At 49.9% G+C, this 25,728-nt stretch carries 22 protein-coding genes and 1 riboswitch; of the genes, 11 read left to right on the top strand and 11 right to left on the bottom strand.

Translation table 11 applies throughout. The annotated features are described in order from the left end of the window. Window positions 1-2: 2 nt before the first annotated feature. Window positions 3-1,247 (bottom strand): hypothetical protein, encoded by a 1,245-nt coding sequence (locus EOE67_RS02615; protein WP_127697508.1) that lies wholly within the window; start codon window positions 1,245-1,247, stop codon window positions 3-5. A gap of 141 nt (window positions 1,248-1,388) precedes the next feature. Between EOE67_RS02615 and nhaD the strand changes: the two genes are divergently transcribed. Both nhaD and lysC read left to right on the top strand, forming a co-directional pair. Beyond that, entirely contained in the window at window positions 1,389-2,633 is a 1,245-nt protein-coding gene (gene nhaD / locus EOE67_RS02610; protein ID WP_127697507.1) for a sodium:proton antiporter NhaD, read from the top strand. Window positions 2,634-2,813: 180 nt separating this feature from the next. Then, window positions 2,814-2,985: riboswitch (Lysine riboswitch) on the top strand. A 107-nt stretch (window positions 2,986-3,092) separates the two neighbouring features. Beyond that, window positions 3,093-4,490, top strand: coding sequence for a lysine-sensitive aspartokinase 3 (gene lysC / locus EOE67_RS02605; protein ID WP_240652686.1), 1,398 nt, complete (start codon window positions 3,093-3,095; stop codon window positions 4,488-4,490). 79 nt (window positions 4,491-4,569) lie between these two features. Here the strand turns inward: lysC and EOE67_RS02600 are convergent, their stop codons facing one another. The 8 genes from EOE67_RS02600 to EOE67_RS02565 all read right to left on the bottom strand — a co-directional run bounded on the left by EOE67_RS02600 (window position 4,570) and on the right by EOE67_RS02565 (window position 14,517). Further along, window positions 4,570-5,412, bottom strand: a complete 843-nt coding sequence (locus EOE67_RS02600; RefSeq protein ID WP_127697505.1) for an HDOD domain-containing protein — start codon at window positions 5,410-5,412, stop codon at window positions 4,570-4,572. Between the two features lie 208 nt (window positions 5,413-5,620). Beyond that, window positions 5,621-6,127: a DUF3087 family protein gene (locus tag EOE67_RS02595; protein WP_127697504.1), complete on the bottom strand. Its 507-nt coding sequence runs from the start codon at window positions 6,125-6,127 to the stop codon at window positions 5,621-5,623. Window positions 6,128-6,155: 28 nt separating this feature from the next. Continuing rightward, window positions 6,156-6,791, bottom strand: coding sequence for a glutathione S-transferase family protein (locus EOE67_RS02590; RefSeq protein WP_127697503.1), 636 nt, complete (start codon window positions 6,789-6,791; stop codon window positions 6,156-6,158). Between the two features lie 106 nt (window positions 6,792-6,897). Then, on the bottom strand, window positions 6,898-8,667 hold the full coding sequence (radD, locus tag EOE67_RS02585) for a DNA repair helicase RadD (protein WP_127697502.1): 1,770 nt from the start codon (window positions 8,665-8,667) through the stop codon (window positions 6,898-6,900). Window positions 8,668-8,695: 28 nt separating this feature from the next. Beyond that, window positions 8,696-8,944, bottom strand: coding sequence for a DUF3862 domain-containing protein (locus EOE67_RS02580; protein WP_127697501.1), 249 nt, complete (start codon window positions 8,942-8,944; stop codon window positions 8,696-8,698). Between the two features lie 70 nt (window positions 8,945-9,014). After that, a complete protein-coding gene (locus tag EOE67_RS02575; RefSeq protein ID WP_127697500.1) occupies window positions 9,015-10,247 on the bottom strand; it encodes a CsiV family protein in 1,233 nt (410 codons plus the stop codon). Beyond that, window positions 10,244-13,771, bottom strand: coding sequence for a transcription-repair coupling factor (gene mfd / locus EOE67_RS02570; RefSeq protein ID WP_127697499.1), 3,528 nt, complete (start codon window positions 13,769-13,771; stop codon window positions 10,244-10,246). Before mfd ends, EOE67_RS02575 begins: the two co-directional genes overlap by 4 nt. Before the next feature lie 53 nt (window positions 13,772-13,824). Continuing rightward, window positions 13,825-14,517, bottom strand: a complete 693-nt coding sequence (locus EOE67_RS02565) for a PilZ domain-containing protein (protein WP_127697498.1) — start codon at window positions 14,515-14,517, stop codon at window positions 13,825-13,827. Window positions 14,518-14,610: 93 nt separating this feature from the next. On the opposite strand from EOE67_RS02565, the gene EOE67_RS02560 reads away from it, so the two are divergent. From EOE67_RS02560 to EOE67_RS02550, 3 genes are read left to right on the top strand one after another with little or no spacing between them, the layout of a single operon-like run. After that, entirely contained in the window at window positions 14,611-15,822 is a 1,212-nt protein-coding gene (locus EOE67_RS02560; RefSeq protein WP_127697497.1) for a lipoprotein-releasing ABC transporter permease subunit, read from the top strand. 32 nt (window positions 15,823-15,854) lie between these two features. Continuing rightward, window positions 15,855-16,529 carry a lipoprotein-releasing ABC transporter ATP-binding protein LolD gene (lolD, locus tag EOE67_RS02555; protein WP_206099411.1) on the top strand — a complete coding sequence of 225 codons (675 nt, stop codon included), beginning with the start codon at window positions 15,855-15,857 and terminating at the stop codon, window positions 16,527-16,529. After that, a complete protein-coding gene (locus tag EOE67_RS02550; RefSeq protein WP_127697496.1) occupies window positions 16,522-17,760 on the top strand; it encodes a lipoprotein-releasing ABC transporter permease subunit in 1,239 nt (412 codons plus the stop codon). The genes lolD and EOE67_RS02550 overlap by 8 nt, the downstream gene beginning before the upstream one ends. Window positions 17,761-17,778: 18 nt before the next feature. Here EOE67_RS02550 and EOE67_RS02545 read toward each other — a convergent pair whose 3' ends face one another. Both EOE67_RS02545 and EOE67_RS02540 read right to left on the bottom strand, forming a co-directional pair. Beyond that, window positions 17,779-18,300 (bottom strand): DUF2062 domain-containing protein, encoded by a 522-nt coding sequence (locus tag EOE67_RS02545; RefSeq protein WP_127697495.1) that lies wholly within the window; start codon window positions 18,298-18,300, stop codon window positions 17,779-17,781. Between the two features lie 86 nt (window positions 18,301-18,386). Further along, complete coding sequence (locus EOE67_RS02540) at window positions 18,387-18,914, bottom strand: DUF2062 domain-containing protein (protein WP_127697494.1); 528 nt, start codon at window positions 18,912-18,914, stop codon at window positions 18,387-18,389. 25 nt (window positions 18,915-18,939) lie between these two features. Here EOE67_RS02540 and EOE67_RS02535 point away from each other — a divergent pair, with 25 nt between their 5' ends. Genes EOE67_RS02535 through EOE67_RS02510 form a run of 6 tightly spaced genes read left to right on the top strand, consistent with a single transcriptional unit; the run spans window position 18,940 to window position 25,714 of the window. Next, window positions 18,940-21,234 (top strand): DNA internalization-related competence protein ComEC/Rec2, encoded by a 2,295-nt coding sequence (locus tag EOE67_RS02535; protein ID WP_127697493.1) that lies wholly within the window; start codon window positions 18,940-18,942, stop codon window positions 21,232-21,234. Window positions 21,235-21,267: 33 nt separating this feature from the next. Then, complete coding sequence (msbA, locus tag EOE67_RS02530) at window positions 21,268-23,067, top strand: lipid A export permease/ATP-binding protein MsbA (protein ID WP_127697492.1); 1,800 nt, start codon at window positions 21,268-21,270, stop codon at window positions 23,065-23,067. After that, window positions 23,064-24,047 (top strand): tetraacyldisaccharide 4'-kinase, encoded by a 984-nt coding sequence (gene lpxK / locus EOE67_RS02525; protein ID WP_127697491.1) that lies wholly within the window; start codon window positions 23,064-23,066, stop codon window positions 24,045-24,047. The genes msbA and lpxK overlap by 4 nt, the downstream gene beginning before the upstream one ends. After that, window positions 24,037-24,234 (top strand): Trm112 family protein, encoded by a 198-nt coding sequence (locus tag EOE67_RS02520; protein ID WP_068063442.1) that lies wholly within the window; start codon window positions 24,037-24,039, stop codon window positions 24,232-24,234. The genes lpxK and EOE67_RS02520 overlap by 11 nt, the downstream gene beginning before the upstream one ends. After that, a complete protein-coding gene (kdsB, locus tag EOE67_RS02515) occupies window positions 24,222-24,980 on the top strand; it encodes a 3-deoxy-manno-octulosonate cytidylyltransferase (protein ID WP_127697490.1) in 759 nt (252 codons plus the stop codon). The genes EOE67_RS02520 and kdsB overlap by 13 nt, the downstream gene beginning before the upstream one ends. An 11-nt stretch (window positions 24,981-24,991) precedes the next feature. Then, on the top strand, window positions 24,992-25,714 hold the full coding sequence (locus EOE67_RS02510; RefSeq protein WP_240652685.1) for a pseudouridine synthase: 723 nt from the start codon (window positions 24,992-24,994) through the stop codon (window positions 25,712-25,714). Window positions 25,715-25,728 lie beyond the last annotated feature (14 nt).

Here is a 25,728-nt window from a genome sequence, read left to right as displayed (position 1 = left end):
CATTAAGTTCCGGAAGTTGCAGTGGGCACAAAAGGGTGGAGCGTCAGGCGATAGCCGTTCACTTCAAGCGTTGAGTACTGCTCAAGGTGCTGAAGTTTTAGGGTCGGGGCGCGGCTAAGCTCCTGATATAAAAATAACAATTCGTCGACCGGCAATTGCGGGTAGCTCTTGGCCAGCCATTTCGATAAGTCGGTATTGGCTTTTTGGACACGGGCTGATTTGAGCACTTCAGCCAAATCCGGTACCCGGATATTGGCGTTGTCACCCGGATCCACCTGCTCTGGCATTTGATAAGCTTCGTCCTGAAAATCAACCAGTTCCGCCATATAACTGGTGATCTGATTGGCCGAGCCCAGGCTGAATTTTTGATGATCGGAGCTAAATTTTGGCACCAGCTGCTCGAGCGTTGGTTCCAGACCTTTTTTACGAAGATGCGCCAATAACGCACTGGCGTTACGCGAAATCAGGGTGTTTTTACGCAGTTCTTCGCGCAGTGGCATTAGCACATCAGTGCTTCGGATCAGTGCTTCACGGCCAATCTGGTTCATATCGAGCAAGCGGGTACGCAGCTGCACCAACGGCTCTTTTTCACTTTGTAAAAAGCCGGTTTGTTCGATATTCAGAATAAGCTCGCTCAGCTGATGTTCCAGTGCCTGCATGCTGTGCTGAAAGGGCGCATTGATATCGATCATCTGCAACACCGGTTCGATATATTCGTCAAAGGCTTCCATCACCGCGCTATAACGTTTGGCGAGACTCAGCTTGGTATCGTCGGCTTTGGCCTTTTCCACCAAATGCATAATGGCACTTTCGTTTTTGCGAAAATGTTTCACCACTTCACGCACCCGTTCATCCATTAAGCGGATAAAACGGCGCATTTCGCTGACGTCTTTGGTGTCAGCAGCTGCTTTTAACTTACCGCGTAGCCGGTCTAAATCTTCAATCCGGCTTTGAATATCGCCAACGGTACCAAGCTGATGTTCCTGGGTCAGGAATTGAATAAATTCCAGCACCGCCCGGTTCAGTTCCAGCTGACTGGATTTCGCCAGCGGGATCAACACTTCATGGTGCAACAAACGTTGTGCTTCCCGGAACACCTGCTCACTACTGAAGCCAGGCGAATGGCGTTGAATAAGTGCTTGTACGTCCTGAAAACTGAAACTGCCCAGCGTACTACGACCGACCAGTGTTTCTAAAACCGGCCAGTGGTCATCCAGGCATTTGATGATTTTTTTTGCTGATAGCATGAACTCGTAACTTTTTGTTAAAAAATTAATCGGTATCGACCAAAGTATGACCAGTTGCAGGTAGTGCGAAGTGGTTGGCAGTGCTAGAATACCGTCCCGCCAATAATGCACTTCCACTCAAAATTAAGCTGGTGAAATTATATGTTAAGTACGGTAATACTGGGCTTGGTAGCCCTAGCATTTGTGCTGATCGTTATAGAGGATATTATCCACGTAAACAAGGCAAAAACGACACTTTTTTTCGGTACTCTGTGTTGGATCTTGGCCTTTATTTTTCCTATGAACGGCGCTACAAGTGCCGATGTCAGTGAACAGCTGAACCATAACCTATTAGAAATAGCGACTTTGTGGCTATTTTTGATGTCAACTATGACTTTTGTCGCTTATCTTAACAGCAAAGGTTTTATTTCTGAGTTGGTGGGTAGGTTATTGCCCGCCGAGTTTTCCGAGCGAAAGTTGATGTTTATCATCGCCGGCTTTTCGTTTGTGTTCTCGTCTTTTGCCGATAACGTCACGGCAACTTTGGTATCCATCGCCGTCATTTCCGGTATCAAGATGGAAGCGGCCAAGCGGGTAAAGTACGCCACATTAATTATTTTCGCCGTCAACAGCGGTGGTGTGTCGTTAATTACCGGTGATGTCACCACGTTAATGTTCTTCCTGGCAGGTAAAGTCACGATCGCGAATCTGTTATTGTTGGTGATCCCGGCATTTTTCGCAGTGTCGGTACTGGCGCTGTTGTTATCACGCGGTATGAACGAACATTTCAAAATTGAAAAAGTACGAAAACCTATCGCCTTTGCTGATGCGGTGATTGCCGGTATTTTTGTCGCTACCATTGGCAGTACTTTGTTAATGAATATCTTATTTGATATCCCGCCGGTGTTAACTTTCCTGTTTGGTTTAGGTGTGATGTTCCTGACGTATCAGTTCCTGCTGCGTAAAACCACCAGTAAGAGCATTCTGAACTACGTGCGTGAAGTGGAATTTGAAACTTTGTTGTTCTTCCTCGGTGTATTGTTGTTAGTCGGCATCATGAAAGAGATTGGTGTGCTGACCCATATCACGAAGTTATATATGAATCTGGAACCTGTGGTTGCAAACTACCTGATTGGCTTAACTTCAGCATTAATCGACAACGTACCGTTAACTGCGGCTCTGTTAAAAGCTGATTTGGTAATGCCGCCAAACGAATGGCTGATGTTAACTTATGCAACCGGTGTTGGTGGATCAATTCTGGTGATTGGTTCGGCAGCCGGTATCATTGCTATGAGTAAAGTAAAAGAACTGACTTTCCTGACTTATTTCCGGATGGCTGGTTATTTGCTGTTTGCATACACGTTGGGTTATGCCGGTGTTTATTATTTCGGCCAGTTTGCCAGCTAATGCTGGTGGGCTAAAGAGTTGATAAAAACGGCACTGCGGTGCCGTTTTTTTTTGCATGTAAATCGTTGAATTACATTTAAAAGTTTGGGATATTTATTTGCTTCAATCATGATAGACATCTAAAAGTCTGTTGCCTTAGGTAAAAAACTACAGTATCGTGACGGCGTCAATCATATCTGATAGACCAGAAGAGGAGCGTTCACCAGGTAGTTCAGCGCAGGTTGCTATAAACCGGATACTGAATGAGGGGGATGAACGCCGAGGGCAATGTGCCGTAGCAGCACATTATCCGGTCAAAAGGGCTGAATCCCTGCGACTGTCACCTGAAACCCGGTGGAGAGCTTCTGGCCTTTGTTCGTCTGCAAGTAGACAGCATGCCGGCTCGCGTCTGGGTGCTGTGTCTGATTGTTGCGCTGCAAATGCCACGCTCTGCTTATGTTTTTTATAAGGAGAGAAACCTTGTCTAATCAAATTTCTATTGCTGCTTCGGCTTCCCGAGAGCACCTGTTAAACAGCCATGCTTATCAAATCATCGTTGCCAAATTTGGCGGTACCAGCGTCGCCGATTTTACCGCTATGTCGCGTTGTGCCGATATTGTGCTGGCTGATCCAAATATCCGGTTAATTGTGGTCAGCGCCAGCTCTGGCGTCACCAATATGCTGGTCGAAATGACCAAACAAAGCGAAGCGGCAGCGCGTTTGAATGCTTATGCTGGTGTTGAGCGGATCACCTACGCCGTGCTGCAACAATTACAGCAACAAGCTTTGGTCGGCGCTGCGATTGAACAGCTACTGCTGGAACTCAAAACGCTGGTTGATCTGAACCGCAGTTACTCCGACATTGAAAAAGATCTGGTGCAATCCTTTGGCGAGCGGTTAAGTTCAGTGTTGTTCGCCCAGGTGTTAGCCGAGCGTGGTGCGCCGGTCAGCAGTTTTGACGTACGGCGGGTGATGCGGACCGATTCACGCTTTGGCAAAGGTGAACCACAAATTGACACCATTGCCGCTTTAACGGCGCAATATCTGCAACCGCTGCTAAATCAGCAGTTGATTGTGACTCAAGGCTTTATCGGGGCCGATAGTCAGGGCCAGACCACCACGTTAGGCCGAGGCGGCTCTGATTACAGCGCGGCTATTTTAGGCGAAGCTGTTGGCGCCAAAGTCGTACAAATCTGGACCGATGTGGTCGGCATTTTCACCACCGATCCGAGGCTTACCGACCAAGCGCGTTGTATCCCGGAAATCAGTTTTGATGAAGCGGCAGAAATGGCCACTTTTGGTGCCAAAGTGTTGCACCCGGCAACGCTTATTCCGGCGATGCGGCAGAATATTCCGGTGTTTGTTGGTTCGAGCCGTGAACCGAATGCCGGGGGCACCTGGATTTCGAAACAGGTCGACACCAAACCATCGTACCGAGCTATTGCGCTTCGAAAAGCCCAAACCTTAATTACCGTAAAAAGTCCGGCCATGCTGCATGCAGCAGGCTTTTTAGCGCGGGTGTTTGATATTTTAAGCCGTCATCAGATTTCGGTGGATTTAGTTACTACGTCGGAAATCAGCGTGGCGTTAACGCTGGATGATGCGCCAGGCAGCGCTTTTACCCAGTCAATTGAACCAGCACTGGCTGAACTGAAAGCATTTTCTGAAGTGACGGTAGAGCAAAATCTGAGTTTAATTGCGGTGATTGGCAACCATTTGCACAGCACCCGCGGTGTCACAGGCTCGTTATTTCAGGCGCTGGAGAAAATTAATATGCGGCTGATTTGCCATGGTGCCAGCCGCCATAATCTGTGTTTTCTGGTGCAGGATGGCGAAGCGGCCGGTGTGGTGAAAGAGTTGCACCAGGCGTTGTTTTAAGCAGAACGACCGCAGTGAATAACCGATAAAAAAACCGCCAGCTGGCGGTTTTTTTATCGAAGATTGCGTTTACTGACGCTTACACAAACAGCTGTTTAAATTCATTAAACTGCACCACAAATTCCGGAGAACGGTAAAATTCAGTCGAAGGGATTAAACCCAGATCAGCATAAGGTTTCAGCAAAGTACCGATGTCACCTTCAGCGTGGTAACGACCCTGTTTGATGGCGGCAATCCGGATAAAGTCCACATAAGACGGGTGGGCAGGCGTGTAGCTGTCGACGTCCCATTGTTCGGCCACTTCAATCAGTTCCTTTGGAAAACCCCATGAGGTCAGAATATTGGCGCCAATTTTGCCTGAGATGTCGGTAATTGATTGTTTGATAAAAGCTTCGTCACCGAAAATTTCCAGTTGACGCTCAGCTTCGGTCAGGATCGGTAACGCGCCGATATTGTGCACTAAACCGGCCAGTGTCATGGTGTCGAAGTTGACTGCCGTGTGTTTAAACGACGAGTTATATTGCTGCATCGCCGCCAGCGCAAATGCGGTCAGTTCTAAGGTTTCAGACCAGACTTTTTCCATCTGCGTTTTGACAAAAGCTGTCTTCGACACAAATAACTGTTCCATTGCCATCGCGGTCACCACGTTTTTGATATAACGCAGACCGATGCGGGTGGTGGCTTGTTGTAACGAATGGACATGCACGCCACGGCCGACAAAGGCGCTGTTGGCGATTTTCATAATACGGGCCGATAACGCCGGATCATGAGAAATCATGTCAGACATTTTGGCGAGGTTTACATTTGGGTCATCCGCCATTTTACGGATTTTCAGCGCGATTTCCGGAAGGCTTGGTAAAACTAAAGTATCGGTACGAATTTTTTCAATCAGAATAGTCAGTAAGGCATTTTGCGCAGTCATATGAGAACCTTGTAACAGCTTAATTTGTCATTGTTGGATTTAGCTTCTGGCTTGATTATTATCTATTCAGCACAACTTTCACAGCAGAGCTGGAAAATAAAAATAGCACTGAAATCTCACCAGCTTGCGGCTTGTACGGTGTGTTGTGTCGTCGTCAGAACCTGCTGTTGCCAGATGTCTACAACTGCTCTGTCAACACAACATTTTGCTAAAATTTTATTAATAAATTTCTTTGATACTGATTGGGTTCTAACTTTAAACCAAGTTGGCGGATTTTGTCTTCGAGCTGAATCAGCTCCAACTCGAGTTCTTGTAAATTCAGAACGTTATCATCCAGTTGCCACAATTGGCGGGAACCATGATAGTTATACAACAAAATGATAATGGCATCGATATTATTGTCGTTGGCAGCACGTTTGAGGGTTGATAAGCGGCGGTTGATCAGATTCAGCTCGTGTTTTAAGTCCCAGACATAAGCCACTTCATAAAAATACTCTGAGCTTTTTAACCGATGCAGACAAACAGCCGCAATAGCACCGCCAATGCTGACGCCGAGTAAATTCAAAAAGAAATTGTCCCCGGCGGCAGAGCCAAAATAGAACACCAGCAAACTGGAAATGCCAACACCGACCGTCGCAAAAAAAGCAATGGCCGAGACAATAATGACGTTTAAATGACTGCGATAGGTATCTTTATTAATGTCTGTTAACTGCATAAGAAACCCTGTACTGCGAAGCCGTTGATTAATATTGCCATTCAGTTAAACCTTCCGTCTGGTTGAGCTGTTGCCAGGATGGGCGCTGCCTTAATTGATCAGCAATCCATTTTAACCTTGGCCAGGCTAACGCGGTGTTTGGCATATTACGCGACCAGCGCATATACATCGTCAGTAAAAAGTCGGCGGCGGTTGGTTTATCGCCGGTTAACCAAGGGCCTCGCTGGGTTAAATGTTGTTCCAGCCGATCCCAGCAGCTTTCAATTTTATGCTGCAGCGCCAGTTTGGTCGCTGGCGGATAGTCGGTCATACCAAGATCCGGCGGATAAAACCATAACCGGAACGTTGGCGCCAGTTGGTTGGTTAAAAACATCAGCCACTGAATAAATTCAGCACGCTGCGCTGAACCTTGCTCTGGTACCAGTCCCGCTTTCGGATGTTGTTCTGTCAGATATAACACAATGGCTGCGGATTCACAGAGATAACGCGAGCCATCAAACAACACCGGCACCTGACCACTTGGATTAATGGCTAAATATGCAGCAGATTTTTGTTCATTTTTGGAAAAGTCTAGTTTATGCAGGGTAAAAGGTAGTTGCAGTTCCAGCAGTAACCAATGGACGACCAGGCTGGCTGAGCCGGGTGAATAATATAACTGGTACATAGCGCGTCCTTTCACCAATGATTTTTTTCATTTTTGCCTAACTGCCGCTTAATGTAAAGCAGACGCTGGTTGATTTATTCGGCAAAACAACACTTTGGGCTTTAGATCATTCAGCAGTGGCTTCAGTTGTCGCCGGATCTTCCGCTGTTTTTGTCAGCTCAAACAATTTATCGCGTATCCGCCAGAATCGACCATCTTTGCGTGCGACGATGGCATCCGGTGGTTTTAACCTGTGGCTTTGCGCCAGAATTTGCGCCACAGTTTTAATGTCAAAGGGCCGATGCCGATCCGGCAAATGTGGCGGTAGAAAAACGGTGGCAAATCGTTGTTTTTGGGTCTTGGTCTGAATGGGCCAGAATTCATGAATTTGCTGATCATCGTCGTTGGAATAACTGATTTTCAGCTTTTGTGTGCCCTTGACGTCCGTCATTACCGATAGTTCCATCCGCAGTGGATACAGGATCAGCGCATCTTTGAGTTTCAGTGCTTCTTGTAGCTTTTTGTCCGGATCGACCAGCACTGTCTGGCATTGCTGGCAAAATTTGGCGGCAATGTCGTGCTCAGCACCACATTCCAGGCAAAATTTCGCCCGGAAGCGATAACCACATTCGTGAATATTTGTTGGATCGCTGCGATCAAAACCCTGACAACGCCGGCCATAATGTTCCAGCACCAGACCATTGATATCGGTTTTGCCCCAGAAGGTATTGGCAAAATGGCACACCGGACAAGGCACGGTCACTAATTCGCTGTCGGAAGCCGGTGGCGGTGAGCCAACTTCCGGCGAGTACAAATCATACATATTGCCGGCGTAATCCAGCACCAGGCAATCGGTTTTACCCGGCGCCAGACGCAGGCCACGACCGACAATTTGCTGATACAGGCTGACCGACTCCGTGGGTCGTAAAATAGCAATTAAATCTACATGCGGCGCATCAAAACCGGTGGTCAGCACGGCCACATTCACCAGATATTTCAGCTGCTGCGCTTTAAATGCGGTCAATAGCTGATGGCGCTCAGCGGATGCTGTGGTCGCCAGAATAAGTGCCGATTCGTGTTGGGGTAAATAACTGAGTACTTCACGGGCGTGGGCGCTGGTGGCGGCGAAAATCATCACGCCACGACGGGCTTTGGCGTAGTGCTGTACTTGCTGGATAATTTGTGGCGTGACTCTTTTCGCGCTATTAATCACCTGCGCCAGTTCGTCTTCGCGAAAATAACCGGCCGCTGTCGGTTTGAGTCCGGAAAAATCGTAGCTCAGCAGCGGCGCATCCAACACTTTGGCTGGTGTCAGAAAACCCTGATCCAATAAATAGCGAATGGGTAATTCAAAAATACAAAAGCGGAAAAAACGTGGATCTTCACTACGCACCAGGCCACGGCTGTGATACTGGTAAATAAAACCCAGCCCCAGCCGGAATGGCGTGGCGGTTAAACCAAGAATTTTAATGCCCGGGTTTTGCTGTTGCAGATGGCTAATGACTTGCCGGTAACTGCTGTCTTCGTCCTGCGGCACCCGATGGCATTCGTCGATCACCAATAAACTAAAGCTGGCGCTAAAAGCATCCAGATTAAGTGCTACCGACTGGATCGACGCAAATACCACCTGGTCACTGGTTTCTTTGCGGCCAAGCCCGGCGGCATAAATACTGGCAGTTAGGCCATACTGCTGATATTTGCTGTGGTTTTGCTCAACCAACTCTTTGACATGCGCCAACACCAGCACCCGGCCTTTCGCCAGACGCGCCAATTCAGCAATCACCAGACTTTTACCAGCACCAGTCGGCAACACCACCACGGCAGGATCGGCCTGCCGTCGAAAGTAATGCAATACCGCTTGTACCGTTTGTTGTTGGTAGTCTCTTAGCTTGTACATTTACAACACTTCATGAGTACCAACGTTGTTATTTTAAGCCCTGATGGCTGAATAACATGGCTTTTTCAGCTAAAAATGCTGCTTTAATTTGCTTTTGCTCATCGCCCCAAACGCAGGATCGGGTGCCGAGGGCTTCTTCGCAGCTATCTGGTTTGCCGATGATAGCGGTGACTTCGTCGTAGGACATGCCGGTTTTCAGCAGTTGATAGTTATCCATCGATAATTTACTGCAGCCGGTCAGGGCTATCAGCATGATAAACGCAGTAAGTTTTTTCATACGAGATCCTTGGTATGTTGTTTTGGGTTTGTCAGTTGTTCTAAATTTCATCAAATGCATCGTTCAAGTTCTAAGGCTGCGTGCCCGGTGCTGCGGCATTCTCTATAGTCGGCAACAGCGGCGGCGCAAATCGACGAATTTGCAGCACCAGACCCAAATGTGGGTGATCCAGATAATGCACTTCGCCAATCAGTAACCTGGTTTGATCGTTGCTGTGATATGTGCTGAGTGTGCTGCCATCGGCGCTTAACCGGCGCAAATTAAAGTCGGTTTCGGCAAATAACATCCGCTCGCTATACACTTTCACCAGACCGTCCAGTTGCCACACCGGGTCGTTACTTTGCTGGTTAAACGCCGGCTGTAATTCGGCCAGCGGCGTTGCCGGATTTTTCGCCAATGCCTGCTCTAAGGCGGTGATTTGCTGCAATAACTGACCATTGCTGTCGGTGGCAGGTTGGATAGCACTGGCTTTGGCGCGGCCAAAATAATCAAACTGCTGGCCAAAATTACTGCCGGCGAACCAGCGATAAGGCCGTGCCGCACGTTTGCCTGAAAGCGGTTGCCGCCAGGCGGTGTGTAACAGCAACTGATGATTGCCACGGTGTTGCAGCTGATAAGCTAAGTCTTTCAGTTGCAACGCACTTTCTGGCGCCAGATAAGGCTGTGGCTGATGTTGCTCCTGACCTGCTGGCGTCAGTGGCAGTTGCGCCGGTGGTTGTTGCCGAATGAGCACTGCGCCAGGCAGACTTGCATTGAGTGGGGCATTGAGTGCCTTGTTGAACTTGTGATCAATTGCACAAAGCTCTGGTAATGGCTGGTAACCATCAGAGTGCGGTAACTTAAATGCCGATTGTTGAAATTGATAAGCCGCCAAGCTGGCTTCATCAGTGGCAAATAGCGGCGCTGTGACATCGGCGGTGGCCAGCGACAACTCTGGATCTGTACTTAACGCAACTTCCGGTTTTGGACAAGCCGGCGCTGCCAGCAAAATGGCGGTTAAATCCGGCTGATAAAGCGGACTTAATAAATCGACGCTACCACGGGTCGCTACTTCGGTGACCTTCGGCGGAAACTGTTCCAGCAAGCGCTGACTGTTGTCGCGGCTAAAAGCCAGAATTTCAATTTCAAACCACGAAGTTTCTATACTTTGTGAATTACCTTGTGAATTACTTTGTGCCATTGCATTGTGCAACAACAGTGTCGGTGCCAGCAGCAGCGCCGCAATAAAATTGCGGCCAGCACGGGCGTTTAAACAACCTGGCACTGGCTTTAATGGATGGACTTTAATAACGTTTCTCCTCATCGTTTTGGACCCTGTGCACCACTGATCTGCGTATTGCCCAGCATATCTGCCAGCATCGCTTTGACTAGTTCCAAGCGTTCGGCGGTGCTGTTAGAGGCAATGGTAAACTTCAGTTTATTGCCACCTTCTAATTTGTAAATCCGCGATTGGGTCTGAATGAGTTTAATAATATAACCCGGTTGTACCAAGGTGCGTTCGGCAAACTCGATGCTGCCGCCTTTGCTATTGGCTTCCAACCGGCGGATCCCCAAATGCTGCGCCTGATGTTTAAAGCCGGTAATGGCCACCAGATTTTTTGCCGCATCCGGCAACAAGCCAAAGCGGTCAATCAGTTCAACCTGAATTTCATCTAAATCGTGGCTGTCCTGGCTGCTGGCGAGGCGTTTATAGAACGACAACCGCAGGCTGACATCTGGAATATAGCTGTCCGGTAGCAGCGCCGGTATTTTTAAATCCAGTTCAGTTTGCTGGCTGAGCATCGCATCGAGGCTTGGCTCACGGCCGTCTTTCAGCGCTTTGACCGCTTCTTCCAGCATTTCCATGTATAGGGTAAAGCCAACCGATTCAATCTGACCACTTTGGTCATCGCCGAGTAACTCACCGGCGCCACGAATTTCCAAATCGTGACTGGCCAGTGCAAACCCAGCACCTAAATCTTCCAGCGCCGAAATGGCTTCCAAGCGTTTTTGCGCATCGCTGGTTAAACGTTTCGGTGGCGGCGTCAGCAAATAGGCATAAGCCTGATGGTGCGAACGGCCAACCCGGCCCCTAAGTTGGTGCAACTGTGCCAGACCGAAATTATCTGCCCGCTGAATGATAATGGTATTGGCGGTCGGGACGTCGATGCCGGTTTCGATAATGGTTGAGCATAACAACACGTTAAAGCGCTGATGATAAAAATCGGCCATTACCCGTTCCAGCTCACGCTCCGGCATCTGGCCGTGGGCGATACCTATCATCGCTTCGGGCAATAATACGGCCAAATCGGCGGCGGTTTTTTCAATACTGGCCACGTCATTGTGCAGGTAATAGACCTGACCACCACGCATAATTTCCCGCAGCACCGCTTCGCGAATAAGGCCGGTTTCGTATTCGCGGACAAAGGTTTTTACCGCTAAGCGTTTGGCCGGTGGCGTGGCGATAATCGATAAATCCCGCATACCGGACAACGACATATTTAAGGTGCGTGGAATAGGGGTCGCGGTCAGCGTCAGAATATCGATATTGGCTCTGAGTGCTTTAATTTTCTCTTTTTGCCGCACGCCAAAGCGGTGCTCTTCGTCGACAATGAGCAACCCCAATTCCTGGAATTTTATATCGTCCTGCAGCAATTTATGGGTGCCGATCAGAATATCGACTTTACCGGCTTCGACATCGGCCAAAATTGCTTTTTGCTCTTTTGGGCTGATAAAGCGCGACAACACTTCCACTCTGACCGCCCAATTGGCGAAGCGGTCACGGAAGTTTTCAAAATGTTGCTGCGCCAATAAGGTGGTCGGTACCAGAATAGCCACTTGATGACCATCGTCCACCGCGACAAATGCCGCCCGCATCGCGACTTCAGTTTTACCAAAACCAACATCACCACACACCAGCCGATCCATCGCTTGTGGCGTTTGCATATCGTTCAGCACCGCAGTGATGGCATCTTGCTGATCGGCGGTTTCTTCAAACGGAAAACCATCAGCGAACTTTAAATAATTGTCCTGATCGACTTTAAAACCATAGCCTTTTTGCGCCGCGCGCATGGCGTACACATCCAGCAATTCGGCGGCGACATCACGGACTTTTTCGGCGGCTTTACGCCGGGCTTTTTCCCAGCTGTCGTTGCCGAGTTTATGCAGCGGCGCGTGATCTTGATCAGCGCCAGAGTAACGACTGAGCAGATGTAAATTCGACACCGGCACATACAGTTTGCTGCCACCGGCGTATTCAATGGTGACAAATTCGGCGGTAATGCCAGCGGCATCCAGCACCTGCAAACCCTGATAACGACCAATACCGTGTTGTAAATGCACCACCGGCTGGCCTTCAGACAGTTCGGCCAGATTGCGGATAATAGTATCGCTGGACACTTGTTGGCTGTGTTTGCGCCGACGGCGCTGGCTGATTTTCAGCCCAAACAATTCGTTTTCGCTAATGAGCGCAATATTGCCGCAATCTTTTAGCCAAACACCTTGTTCCAGCGCACCGATGCCGATGGCGATATCGTGATCGGAGGTAGCAAAATCCAGCCAGCTGTCAATTTGTGGTAGGCGGATCCCGGCTTTTTGCACCAGTTGCAGCAAACTTTCGCGCCGCCCCTGCGATTCCACCAAAAATAACACCCGGCCACGCTGCTGTTTTTGCGCCAGTACAAAGGCTTTTAAACTGGCCAGCGGTTCGGTTTGTTGATGATTAACCGTGAGATCTGGCAGCAGCTGACAAGGCAAATTCGCCTGACCGGTTTTTTCCGGTAACACCGCACGCGATAAGCGAATTCGTGGTCTTGGCTTGAGCTCTGCAAACAATTCATCAACGCTAAAATACAGCTGCTGCGGTTTTAAAATTGGCCTTAACAAATCGATAGCGCGATCCTGATACCGTTTATCAACGTCCTGCCAGAACCGCTGCGCTGCGGCTTCAAGATCACCCAGCGCCAGCACCACCGTCTGATGCTGGAAAAAGCTTAATAACGACTCGGTTTTTTCGGCAAATAACGGCAAATAATATTCGATACCAGCAGGTAATACGCCCTGGCTAACTTGCTGATACAACGACTCTTTTTCATTGCGCGCCGGAAATAACTCGCGGTAACGGCTACGAAAACGCTCGATCGCAGCTTTATCCAGCGGAAACTCATGTGCTGGTAACAGTTCGATGCTGCTGACCTGCGCTACCGTGCGTTGATTGTCCGGATCAAAGGTGCGCAGGCCGTCAATTTCATCGTCAAAAAAGTCGATGCGATAGGGTAACGAACTGCCCATCGGATACAAGTCCAGTAACGAACCACGCACCGAAAACTCGCCGTGCTCCATCACTTGGTCTACAGCGCGATAACCGACTTGGGTCAGTTGACGTTTTAACGTGGTTAAATCCAGTCGCTGGCCCTTGTTAAGCACCAGACTTTGGGTTTGCAAATGGTTGTGCTCACAAAGCCTGAGCATCAAGGTACTGACCGGTACGATGACCAGGCCTTGGGTTAAATGCGGCAGCTGATACAGCGTGCGCAGGCGCTGCGAAATAATATCCTGATGCGGCGAGAAGATGTCGTATGGCAAAGTTTCCCAGTCCGGGAAGCTATGAATAAGGCTGGCGTCACCGAGAAATACCGTGAGTTCCTGTTCAATCCGCAGTGCCGTTGGGGTATCGGGTACCACCAGTAAATACAACGCCTGTTGCTGACGTAACAGTTCACTCAGCACCAACGGCAGGGCGGCACCTTGCAGATTGCCCCAGCTTAATAAATCGCGGGTGTTGGAAAGCTGCGGCAGGCTGGCCAGTAAATTGGCCGCGCTGTTTGCTTTGTGGGTTTGGGTACTCATAACAGGCCTCGTGCTAACTGCCTTTTCACGCCGGGTAACTTGTCCGATGACACTTATGCATTTCCTTGCGACTGCCGTAAGCGAGCTTTGGCTTTTAATTGTCTGGATTGTTCATGCAAACTAGCGCGCACCAGCACTTCGCGGTCTTCGTCCCGAATGCGGCTGACCACGCTTTGGATTAAGTACTGTGCTGCCGGTTGTGATGCTTGCTCGCCGCTCCCTGGATCTACTGGTGCGGATTCTTGCAACTGTGTTTCCTGTACCTGTGTTTCTGGTAGCTGCGTTTCCTGTAACACGGAATCTATCACCGTGGTTAAAAAGTACACGGCGCCATCGGTGCCATTAAAAAACATTTTTACTTCCAGTGAGGTACCGCTGGCGATGGGTTGATCACTCAGAAAGTTCAGCGCCGAGCCACCAAAACTATGGGTATGGCGACGATAGGTCGGGTCGTCTTGCTGGATCAATAAATAGCGCATCAGCATATCGAGTTTTTTGGCTTGTGAGCGCAGATAAATCGCCAGTTCTTCGGCCAGATCACCAAGCTGCGACAAGGCTTTTAACGCCGAGCGATCTAAGGTTGCTTGTTCGCTGGCCATCCGGAATGGCTCCGGGATCATGACCTGAAAACGTTCTTCGTCGGGTAATGCTGTCGATAATGCTTTGATATTTACCAAAACTGCCTGCTCAATGGCAAAGTAGTCATGGTACTGCTCGCGCAGTAGATCCAATTGGTGCTGATCCATGTTTATCCTCGGCTCGTGGCTTGTAAGCGCCACGGTTTATCTCTATGATCACAATACTTTATCATTATCATTCACTGAAGTCCTGAGAAAAGGATGCAACTACCCATTCCGCTGTACATCGGCTTACGTTATAGCCAAAGTCGTAAAGGTCATGCCTTTTTATCCTTTATTACGCTGTTTTCCGTCACCGGGATCTTTCTTGGCGTGATGGCATTAACCTTGGTCAGTTCGGTGATGAACGGCTTTGAAGCCGATCTAAAACGCCGTATTCTCGGGGTGTTGCCGCATTTGGTGGTGTCGACCGAGAATGTCGCTGCTGGCGAGACCAGCCAAGACTGGCCGGCAGTGCTGCAACAGCAAGATCCAACCATTTTGCAGGTCAGTCCGTTTTTACAAACCGAAGCCCTGATCCAATCCAGCAAACAACTGTCCGGCACCTTATTACAAGGTGTTGACGTCAACCAATTACCGCAGTTTTTACAATCTTCATTGCAAATCGGCGATTGGCAGGAATTTGGCGCAGCCCGTTATCAGGTGATGTTAGGTTCGGCGCTGGCGGATAAATTGCGGGTAGAAGTTGGCCAGAAAGTGCGATTATTGCTGCCCTCCGGCGGCAGTTACACGCCGATGGGCTGGATGCCGAGACAACGGGTCTTCACGGTCGCTGGAATTTTTCAAAGTGGCTCCGAAGTCGACAAAGTGGTGGCCGTGCTGCGCCTTGAAGATTTACAACGGTTAAGCCCGGCGCCACAGCAAAGCTGGCGGGTCAGTTTAGCCGAACCCTTTGATTCACCAAGGTTGACGCCATTGCTGGAAAGCGTAGCCGGTGTGACCAAAGTTGTTGATTGGCGGCAGACTCATGGCAAGTTGTTTTCTGCGGTGGCGATGGAAAAAGCCATGATGTGGCTGATGTTAATGCTGATTGTCGCGGTGGCAGCTTTTAATATCGTTTCTGCGCTGGTGATGATGGTCACCGAAAAACAACGTGAAGTAGCGATTTTAAAAACTCAGGGCATGACCAACCGACAGCTATTTCTGGTGTTTGCGGTACAAGGCATGAGCCATGGTGTAGTTGGTGCAGTCAGCGGCGGTATTGTCGGTTTGATCTTGTGTTATCAGCTCAATGCCCTATTAGCGATGTTGGGTTTACAACTGCTGCCGGGTATCGAATTACCGGTCGAAGTGCGGCCTTTGCAAGTGCTGTCGATAGTGCTGGCGGCTTTGGCGCTTACTGCTGCGGCTGTCGTGTATCCAGCCTGGCGCGCGGTGCAGATTGAGCCGGCTGAAATTTTACGTGACGAGTGAAAAACTACATGAACTACTGGATGAACAACTGAATGTTGCGAGCAATCAATATTTGTAAAAGTTACCGCGATGGCAGTCATGTGACGCCGGTATTGCATAACGTGAATCTGGACGTGCCAAGCCATCAAATGTTGGCGATTGTCGGCAGCTCCGGCTCGGGTAAAAGTACCTTGTTGCATATTCTGGGCACTTTGGATCAGCAGGATAGTGGTGAACTTTGGCTTGCCGGACAAAATGTGGCGTTGTTGAGTGGTGTCGAAAAAGCAGCATTACGCAATCAACAGCTGGGGTTTATCTACCAGTTCCACCATTTGCTGATGGATTTTACCGCTTTGGAAAACGTGGCGATGCCGCTACTTATTCGCGGTCAGGCCAAAGCACAGGCCAATCAACAAGCGACTGATATTTTACAAAGAGTTGGCCTTGGCCATCGTATTTCGCACCGGCCGAGTGAACTCAGTGGTGGCGAGCGGCAGCGCGTGGCGATAGCGCGGGCGATGGTTGGTCGGCCAGGACTAGTGCTGGCGGACGAGCCTACCGGTAACCTCGATCATCAAACTGCGGAAAGCATTTATCAGCTGATGCGTGAGTTAAATCAAGAACTTGGCACCAGTTTTATTGTGGTGACGCATGATCGAATGCTGGCCAAACGCCTTGACCGACAACTGTGGATGCAGGATGGACGCTTAGGGGACCTGCATGGCTAGTTTATCCTGGCAACTGGCGCGGCGTTATCGCCACACCCAAAATAGCAGCGCTTTTATTCGCTTTATTTCGGCATCATCGACCTGGGGCATTGGCCTTGGTGTGGCGATTTTATTGCTGGCGTTGTCGGTGATGAATGGCTTTGAAGCGGCGCTAAAAAACAAATTACTGTCAGTGATCCCGCATGTGGAGTTGCAGGCTTATGACGCGCCGATTGCCAACTGGCAGCCAAAATTACAAAAGCTCAGTCAGCAACCTGGCGTGGTGGCAGGTGCCCCTTTTATTCAATCAGAAGGTATGTTGCGACTGGGCAGTTCGGTCAAAGCCGCCGCTGTGCGCGGGATTGAGCTGGCTTATGAGAATCAAATCAGCCAGCTGCAGAATTTTGTCCGTGCCGGTGATTTATCCGCGCTTACCAGCCACCAGATCGTGCTGGGGCAGGGTATTGCTGAAGAGTTAAAGGCCAAAGTCGGCGATTCGGTGCAGTTGATGCTGCCGATGATGTCAGAGCAAGGTGAGCTCGCGAGCCAGAAAAACGTCAGTTTAGAAGTGGTCGCTATTGTCGGCATTGGCGGGCAGCTCGATTATCAACAAGTGTGGGTCGATATGACGGCGCTTGGCGAATGGTTGGCCATCGCGCCCGGGCATGTCGAAGGACTGGCGTTTAAAATTGCCGATATTTTTGCCGCCGGCAATATCGCCCGCGAACTGGGGAATCAAACCCAGGATGTGGTGTATATGCTGGACTGGTTTCGCACCCAAGGCCATTTATATCAGGATATTCAAATGGTGCGCAGCATCATGTATCTGGTACTGGCGCTGGTGATTGCGGTGGCTTGTTTTAATATTGTGGCAACGCTGGTGATGGCGGTGCGGGAAAAAGAAGGCGATATCGCCATCTTACTCACCATGGGCACCAAACCTGCGGTGGTGATCCAGGCTTTTATGTGGCTGGGTTGGCTCAATGGGATTAAAGGTACGGTGGTAGGGGCTGTGGTTGGCGTGCTGCTGGCCTGGCAAATCGAGACCTTGTACCAGTTTGCGCATCAAGTGTTTGGCGTGCAACTGCTGGATCCAACTATCTATTTTATCGACTACCTGCCTTCAGAAATTCACTTTTCAGATGTGCTGCTGACCGTAGGCGTCGCATTAACACTGAGTTTGCTAGCAACTTTATATCCGGCATTTAAAGCGGCCAAAGTGCAACCGGCGTTGGTGCTGGGGCAACGTTAATTGCGGCATATCGCTGAGTTAACTCTGTCCACGACTGAGCCGACGGCGCTTCCAGCGTCTGGCTACTTGGAAACGCCAGCCAAAATGCATCAACACGGCGCCAGCGATGGCGCTTAGCACTCCAGCAACCAGACAGCCGGTTAATAATGGTACGCCGACCGTCTGCAAACTTTTTACCAGCCAACTCCAGCTGAGTTCAAATACAAATTCCTGCGCCGGTAAATTCAGCAAAGCATTGCCAAGCACATAACATAAGTAAAAGATCACCGGGATGGTCAGTGGGTTGTTGAGCCAGACCAATGCAATGGATAAGGGTAAATAGGCGCGGCAGCTGATTGCCAGAAAGGCGGCAACCAGCATTTGAAACGGGATCGGTAGGAAGGCGCAGAATATTCCAACCGCGACCGCATTGCGGGCAGAGCGGCGATTAAAGTGCCATAAATTGGCATCATGCAGCGCCGGCCCCAGCATCTGTAAAGATTTGTGTGCACGTAGCTTTTCAGTGTCGGGTTTAAATCGCTGTAACCAGGCGCTGAACATAGGGGATATTACTCATATAAATCAAACAACTATATTCAAACAACTATATTCAAACAACGATAATCAAATAGCTAAGCCAGTGTTAATCACTCGTCCAGGCGTTGGCGCTTCAGTTGGCGTTTTTTCCAGGCGCGGCTGATATTCAGCCGCCACAAGCCATCAATAATCATCCAGGACAAGGCTGAAACGGCACTGGCAAAAATCAGGCTGCCGACTAAAAACGGTTTGCCAACCGTGTTGATGCTGGCCATCAACCATTCAAAAGTTGCATGAAATTCAACATCTTGCGCTGGATGCCCCAGCACAATAATACCTATGTTGTAACAAATATAAAAAATCGGCGCCATGGTAAAAGGGTTGGTGACCCAGCATAACGCGACTGAAACCGGAATATTGACCCGAAATAAAATGGCAAGGGCGACCGCCAACACCGTTTGACCCGGCATCGGCATTAAAGCCGCGAACAGCCCGGCCGCAAAGGCGCCGCGCGCTGATCGACGATGTAAATGCCACAAATTCCCGTCATGAATAAACTTGCCGAAAATTTTCATCGACTGATGATTTTTAATCGAGTCTGGATCTGGCAGGTATTTTTTTATAAAGTTCTTAGGCATTACAACTCATTAACCAAAATTAAACATGGAACGTTTTTGTTTGGGCATTCTGACGGCTGCGCTGGCATCATTATGGCTGCCTGCTGTGCCAAACCCACTCTGGCCACTGCTTCTGCTGTTGTCTGGCGTTTTGCTGCGCCGATTTTACCTGGTCGGGATCAGCGCATTTTTGTTAAGTCTTAGTCTGAATTATCAGCTTGACGCCCAAGCCCGTCAGCAATTGCTGGTTGAGCATACCACATTCGTGGCTGGCACCATCGTCAGCATCCCGCAATCCTATGACATTGGCAGCAGGTTTATATTACAGCTCCATGAAACTGTAAAGCATAAACCGCAACTGGCTGCCGGGCGTTTGCTGCAGATCCGCTGGCCGCAGACGGCCATTTCACCCAAGCAAGGCCAGCGTTGGCAGTTCCAGCTCAAGTTGCGTCCAGTGCGTGGATTGGCTAACCCTGGGCGCGGGATCAGCGAAGCCAATGCGCTGGTACAAGGCGTGTTATTGCAAGGAGCAGTCGTTGGCGCGGGTGAGGTTGGCTCGGCTGAATATCTCGGTGGCACGGCCGTGTGGCGACAGCAGGTATATGACACACTGCAACAACAGCTGGCGGATTTGCCAACGATGCCTTTGCTGATCGCATTGACAGTGGGCGAACGACCATTTAGCGATGACACCTGGGACGGGCTGCAGGCGACGGGCCTGGCGCATTTAATTTCAATTTCCGGCATGCATATCGCGCTGGTATTTGGCTGGCTGATGTTGTTAATGCCGCTGTGGCGACAACTACCGCTCTCGGCGAAACAGCGGCAGGTGCTGGGCTGGCTGACCGCTTTATTGGCAGCATGGTTGTATTGTCTGCTGGCGGGTTGGGCTATTCCTACTTTACGCGCCATGCTGGCGCTGGTGATCCTGGTGGCGCTCAAACTATGGCATCGGCGCTGCAGCGGCTGGCGTTTTAGTCTGGTGCTGACAGCAGGGTTGTTGTTGTGGCAGCCGTTTTGGCTGTTAAGTCTGAGTTTTTGGTTATCGGTCAGTGCTTTAGCTTTGGTATTTTTGCTGGCTTGGCGTTATCCGCCGCTATTACCTGGCAATCACACGACGGTTGGCTGGTGGCAAAGCTTGATCTGGCCGTTTTTGCGTTATCAGTTGCTGTTTAGTTTGTTGATGCTGCCGCTCGGGCTGCTGATTTTCGACGGTGTGGCACCGCTGGCACTGATTTCTAACTTATTATTTGTCCCCTGGTGTAGCTTGGTGGCGATACCGCTGTTGCTGATAGTTTTTTTACTGCAACAACTCAGCACTGTGCCGCTGGTGTGGCTGTGGCAGGGGATTGATTGGATCTATCAACCCCTGTGGTGGTGGCTGCAATATGCGGCGACCCATGATGCCTGGTGGTCGTTGCCGCAACAAACGCCATATATAGCGATATTGCTGGTCGTAACTGCCAGTTGTTGTTTGTTGCCAAAGCGCAGGCTTGGTTGGACGCTGGCCGCCATCGGCAGTGTGCCACTGGTGCTTGTACTTTGGTTGCCGATATCGCCAAAACTGCATCTGATCGATGTTGGGCAAGGCACAGCTGTGGTGTTGCAGCAGGGTCAGCATGGTTTTGTTTATGATTTAGGGCCGCGTTACGGCAGTTACAGCGCCACCAAACAGCAATTGTTACCATTTTTACGGTACGCCGGGATCCGGCAACTCGATTATGTCGTGGTGAGCCATGATGACAGCGATCACACCGGTGATCCGTCGGTATTGAAAGCAGCTTATCCTCAGGCGCAGTGGGTTTCTGATGTTGCGCGGTTGCATCCAGCGTTAAATTGCCGCCAGTTGCCGGGGCAGTGGCAACAGTTTCGCCTGCAGCAACTATGGCCAGCTAACGATGGCGTGGCACGCAGTAAAAATGACGGTTCTTGTGTATTGTTGGTTAGCACCGGCACGATGCAGATATTGCTGACCGGCGATGCCAGCAAAGAAGTTGAGCAACAGCTGCTCAAGCTTTATCCGGTGCTCAACGTTGATGTACTGTTATTGGGGCACCACGGCAGTCAGACGTCATCATCATTGCGATTTTTGCAGCAGCTACAACCTTCACTGGCGCTGAACAGTGCCGGTTGGCAAAACCCGTATCGGCATCCGGCAACTGACGTGGTGGCGACCTTGGGTTTGTTACAAATCCCACTGTGGAATACCGCTGAATATGGCGCGATCACCCTGACTTTTTCTGATCAACAGCTGATTTTACAAAGTGTCCGGCATGGCAGGTTGGTGAAATGGCTCGAAAATCTGCCGACGCATGCTGAAACTCGTACCACAACAAGGTAGAATGCCAGGGTTTTCAATTGTCAGGACGCTATTTTGACAGCACTTATCCAGAGTTCAACTTCGACTTTTAAACGATTATTTAGCTATCTGAAGCCATATCGAACCGGCTTTATTGTCGCCGTGCTCGGAATGATTGGTTATGCGTCAGTGGACGTATTTTTCCTGTCGGAATTTGATCAGTTTATTGACCGCGGCATCACCCAGCGCGATATGAGTTATCTGGCGATGGCGCCGTTTTTTGTGGTGTTGCTATTTTTACTGCGTGGTGTGTTTCATTTTACCGCCAGTTATTGTCTGAACTGGGCGGGTACTCATATCGTCAAAGACTTACGCCAACAATTGTTCAGCCACATGATTGCGTTGCCGGTCAGTTATCACGACAAACATTCCACCGGCGAAATGATTTCGCGCATTACCTATGATGCCGAACAAATTAAACAAGCATCCAGTAAAGCTCTGGTGGTGTTGATCCACGAAGGTGCTTTTGTCATCGGTTTACTCGGGCTCATGTTTTATAACAGTTGGCAATTGGCAGCGATCTTTTTGCTGATTGCGCCGATTATTGCAGTGATCGTATCGGCGGTATCGAAGCGTTTTCGCCAGATCAGCAACAACATGCAAGGTGCGATGGGTGAAGTGACGGGCAGTGCTGAGCAGATGCTCAATGGTCATAAAGTGATTTTAGCCTTTGGCGGCAAAGAGATTGAAAATCAGCGCTTTATGGCAATCAACAACAAAAACCGCCGCTTGGATGTCAAGCTTGAATCCACCCGAGCGATGAGCGTGTCCTTGATCCAGTTTATTGCTTCTTTTGCGCTGGCTTTTGTGATTTATCTGGCCAGTTTTCCGGAAATGCTTGATTCACTGACCCCGGGCAAATTTACCGAAATTATCACTTCAATGATGTTACTGCTCAAACCGTTAAAACAACTGACCACGGTCAATAGCGATTTCCAAAAAGGTATGGCTGCTGCAGCAACAGTGTTTAGTGTACTTGATGAAAACACTGAGCAGGATCATGGCACTATCGAATTACCTCGCATTCAGGGTGATATCGAATTTAAACAGCTTACTTTCACTTACCCTGGCCATGACAAGCAGGTGCTAACCGACATCAATTTTAGCGTCAAAGCCGGGCAAACCGTGGCTTTGGTCGGCAAGTCCGGCAGCGGCAAAACCACCATTTCCAGTTTGTTACCCCGTTTTTATGAAATTGAGCAGGGCGAAATTCTGCTTGATGGCATCAACACCAAAGACTGCACTCTGGCTTCACTTCGCAAACAGATTGCAGTGGTGTCACAGCAGGTGGTGCTGTTTAACGACAGCATTGCCAACAATATTAGTTATGGTTTTGAAGGCGAATTATCAGCCGAGCGCTTGTTGGATGTGGCGGAAAAAGCCCATGTGATGGAATTCGCCGCGCAAATGCCGCTGGGGCTTGATACTCAAATTGGTGAAAACGGTGTCACTTTATCCGGTGGTCAGCGCCAGCGCATCGCCATCGCGCGCGCCTTGTTACGCCAATCGCCAATTTTAGTGTTGGATGAAGCGACCTCAGCGCTGGATACCGAATCGGAGCGTAAAATTCAGGCGGCGCTGGATGAACTACTGAAAAACCGCACCAACTTAGTGATAGCGCATCGGTTGTCGACGATTGAACAAGCTGATCTGATCCTGGTGATGGAGCAAGGACGGATCATCGAGCGCGGCAATCATCAAGAGTTGCTGGCGCAAAATGGCGCTTACGCCAATTTGTACCGGCTGCAATTTGGCGAAGGGATTGGTGAAGGGATTGGTGAATCATTTAGTGGATCTGCGGGCGAGTCAGCATGAATTCGCTGGAACGCAGCTGGTATCAGCCATTGGGCTGGAGTTGGCTATTATTACCCTTTAGTCTGATCTTTGCGGGCCTGAGTGCAACCCGGCGCTGGTTATTTAAAGCCGGCTTTAAAGCATCCCACCGGATGCCGGTGCCAGTGATTGTGGTGGGCAATATCACTGTTGGTGGCACCGGCAAAACGCCCATTACCCTATGGCTTTGTGAATATCTGCAGGCGCAAGGGCTGAAACCCGGCATCGTCAGCCGCGGTTATGGCGTGAAGTTAACGGCTCCCAAGCTGATCAATCTGGACACCGATACGCCGGCAACGGTCGGCGATGAGCCATTTTTACTGGCCAGTCGCAGCGGTTGCCCGGTGGTCGTGTGCCCGGACCGGGTGGCCGCAGCAAAACTGCTGTTTGCCAGCTCTGGCTGCAATATCATTATTTCTGACGATGGCCTGCAACATTATGCGCTGGTGCGCGATATGGAAATTATTCTGCTTGATGGCAGTCGTGGTGTGGGGAATGGTTTGTTACTGCCTGCCGGGCCGCTGCGGGAAGATATATGGCGCTTACGGCAAGCGGATTTAGTGCTGGCCAATAGCAGCGCCAATGCCTTAGCGCACTGGACATTTGATTTAAAGGCGGAGCCCGCCCGTAGTTTACGCAGCGAAACTATAGAATTAGCGGCTGGCTCGCAAGTGACGCTGGTCAGCGGTATCGGTAATCCAAGAAGATTTACCCGTAGTGCGGCACAATTGGGCTATCACAGCAGCAGCGCGCACTTTTTTGCCGATCACTATGCTTTTAGCACCGATGATTTTGCCGATTTGCCCGGCCCCATTTTAATGACCGAAAAAGACGCGGTGAAATGCCGCGCTTTTGCTGGTCCTGACTGGTTTTATTTGCCGGTTACCGCCCGTTTACCGCAACCGGCTATCGATGAGATAGCCGATAAATTGCAACAAATCAGGAGTCGTTATGGCGTTTAATATTGCGTTACTGGACATTATTGCGTGTCCTTTATGTAAAGGCCGGCTGAAGCTGGATAAACCAAATCAGCAACTGATTTGTACTTTTGACCGCTTAGCTTATCCGGTAAAACAGGATATTCCGGTACTGCTCAGTTCAGAAAGTCGTGAATTGTCTTTGCAAGAGATTGAACCATGGCTTTCGTAGTTGTTATTCCGGCCCGGTTTGCCAGTACCCGATTGCCCGGCAAGCCGCTGGCAGATATTGCCGGTAAACCGATGATCCAATGGGTGTGGCAACAGGCGATGCAAAGTGGGGCCAGTCAGGTGGTGATTGCCACCGACGACAGCCGGGTCGAACAAGCCGCGCTGGAGTTTGGTGCGAACGTCATCATGACCAGCGAAAGTCATAATTCCGGTACCGAGCGTTTAGCGGAAGTCGTGAAAAAGCTGCAATTGGCCTCAGATACTGTGGTGGTGAACGTGCAGGGTGACGAGCCCTTTATTCCACCTTCGATTATTGGGCAGGTCGCCGCCAATTTAGCCGCGCAGCAAAAAGCCCGGATGGCGACGTTGGCGGTGCCACTGTCGTCGATTGCCGAAATTGCCAACCCGAATGTGGTGAAAGTGGTCACCGATCATCAGGGTTACGCGCTGTATTTTAGTCGCAGCGCCATTCCGTTTGACCGGGATCAGGCCTTTAGCGCGTCTTTAGCACAGCACTATCGCCGCCATATCGGCATTTACGCCTATCGTGCTGGTTTTATTCAGGATTACATCAGCTGGCCGGTCTCCACATTAGAGCAGATTGAGTGTCTGGAGCAGCTGCGGGTTCTGTGGCAAGGCGAAGCTATTCATGTGGCTGATGCGTTAGAAATACCTCCGGTGGGGGTCGATACACCGGCCGATTTAGCCCATGCCGTATTGCATGGTAAAACCTTGGTTCAGGCTTGATGCAGCCTCTGGTGTTGCAAGCTTCGGAAATGCCGGAAGCTGCGGTCTTTAAGCTTTTCGCCGAAACTGCAGATTTTGTGGTGCTGGATAAAGCGCCCGGGATCAGTTTTCACTCTGAAGATGGCGCCGGTTTAGTGGTGCAAGCTGCGGCTGAATTGGGTTATCCGCTTTTTTCGGTGCACCGGCTGGATAAAGTCACTTCAGGGTTAATTTTATTTGCCAAAAGTTCGGCTGCTGCTGCCGCGCTTGCAGAGCTTTTTGCGACACAGCAAATTCAGAAATATTATCTGGCGCTCAGTACTGGCAAAGTCGCGAAAAAACAAGGTTGGGTCAAAGGTGATATGGCACCGGCCCGTCGTGGTGCCTATAAGTTATTAAGCAGCATGCAAAATCCGGCGATTAGTTATTTTCTGTCGTTTGGTTTTAATGAGGCTGCGGAATTACCGCCACGTTGTCGTCTGTACCTGATTAAGCCTTTTACCGGTAAAACCCATCAGATCCGGGTTGCGCTTAAGTCGGTGTCAGCACCGATTTTGGGTGATGAGCTGTATCAGGCAGAAGTGGCAGATCGGGTTTATTTACATGCTTACGCTTTGAATTTTCACTATCAAGGCCAGCTCTATCAATACCGGCAGGCGCCTATGGCAGGCCTGTTGTTTCAAAGTCAGGCCGTACAGCAACAGTTGCAGGGTGCTTGGCTGGAGCCCTGGTCGTTGGCGTGGCCAAAGCTATAAATTAGCTCCGCCCC

The organism is Rheinheimera riviphila, from assembly GCF_004005945.1.
In the GTDB taxonomy this organism is placed as follows: Bacteria; Pseudomonadota; Gammaproteobacteria; order Enterobacterales; family Alteromonadaceae; genus Pararheinheimera; species Pararheinheimera riviphila.
The sequence above is the reverse complement of the archived record's forward strand: the minus strand, read 5'-3'. Positions and strand labels throughout refer to the sequence as shown.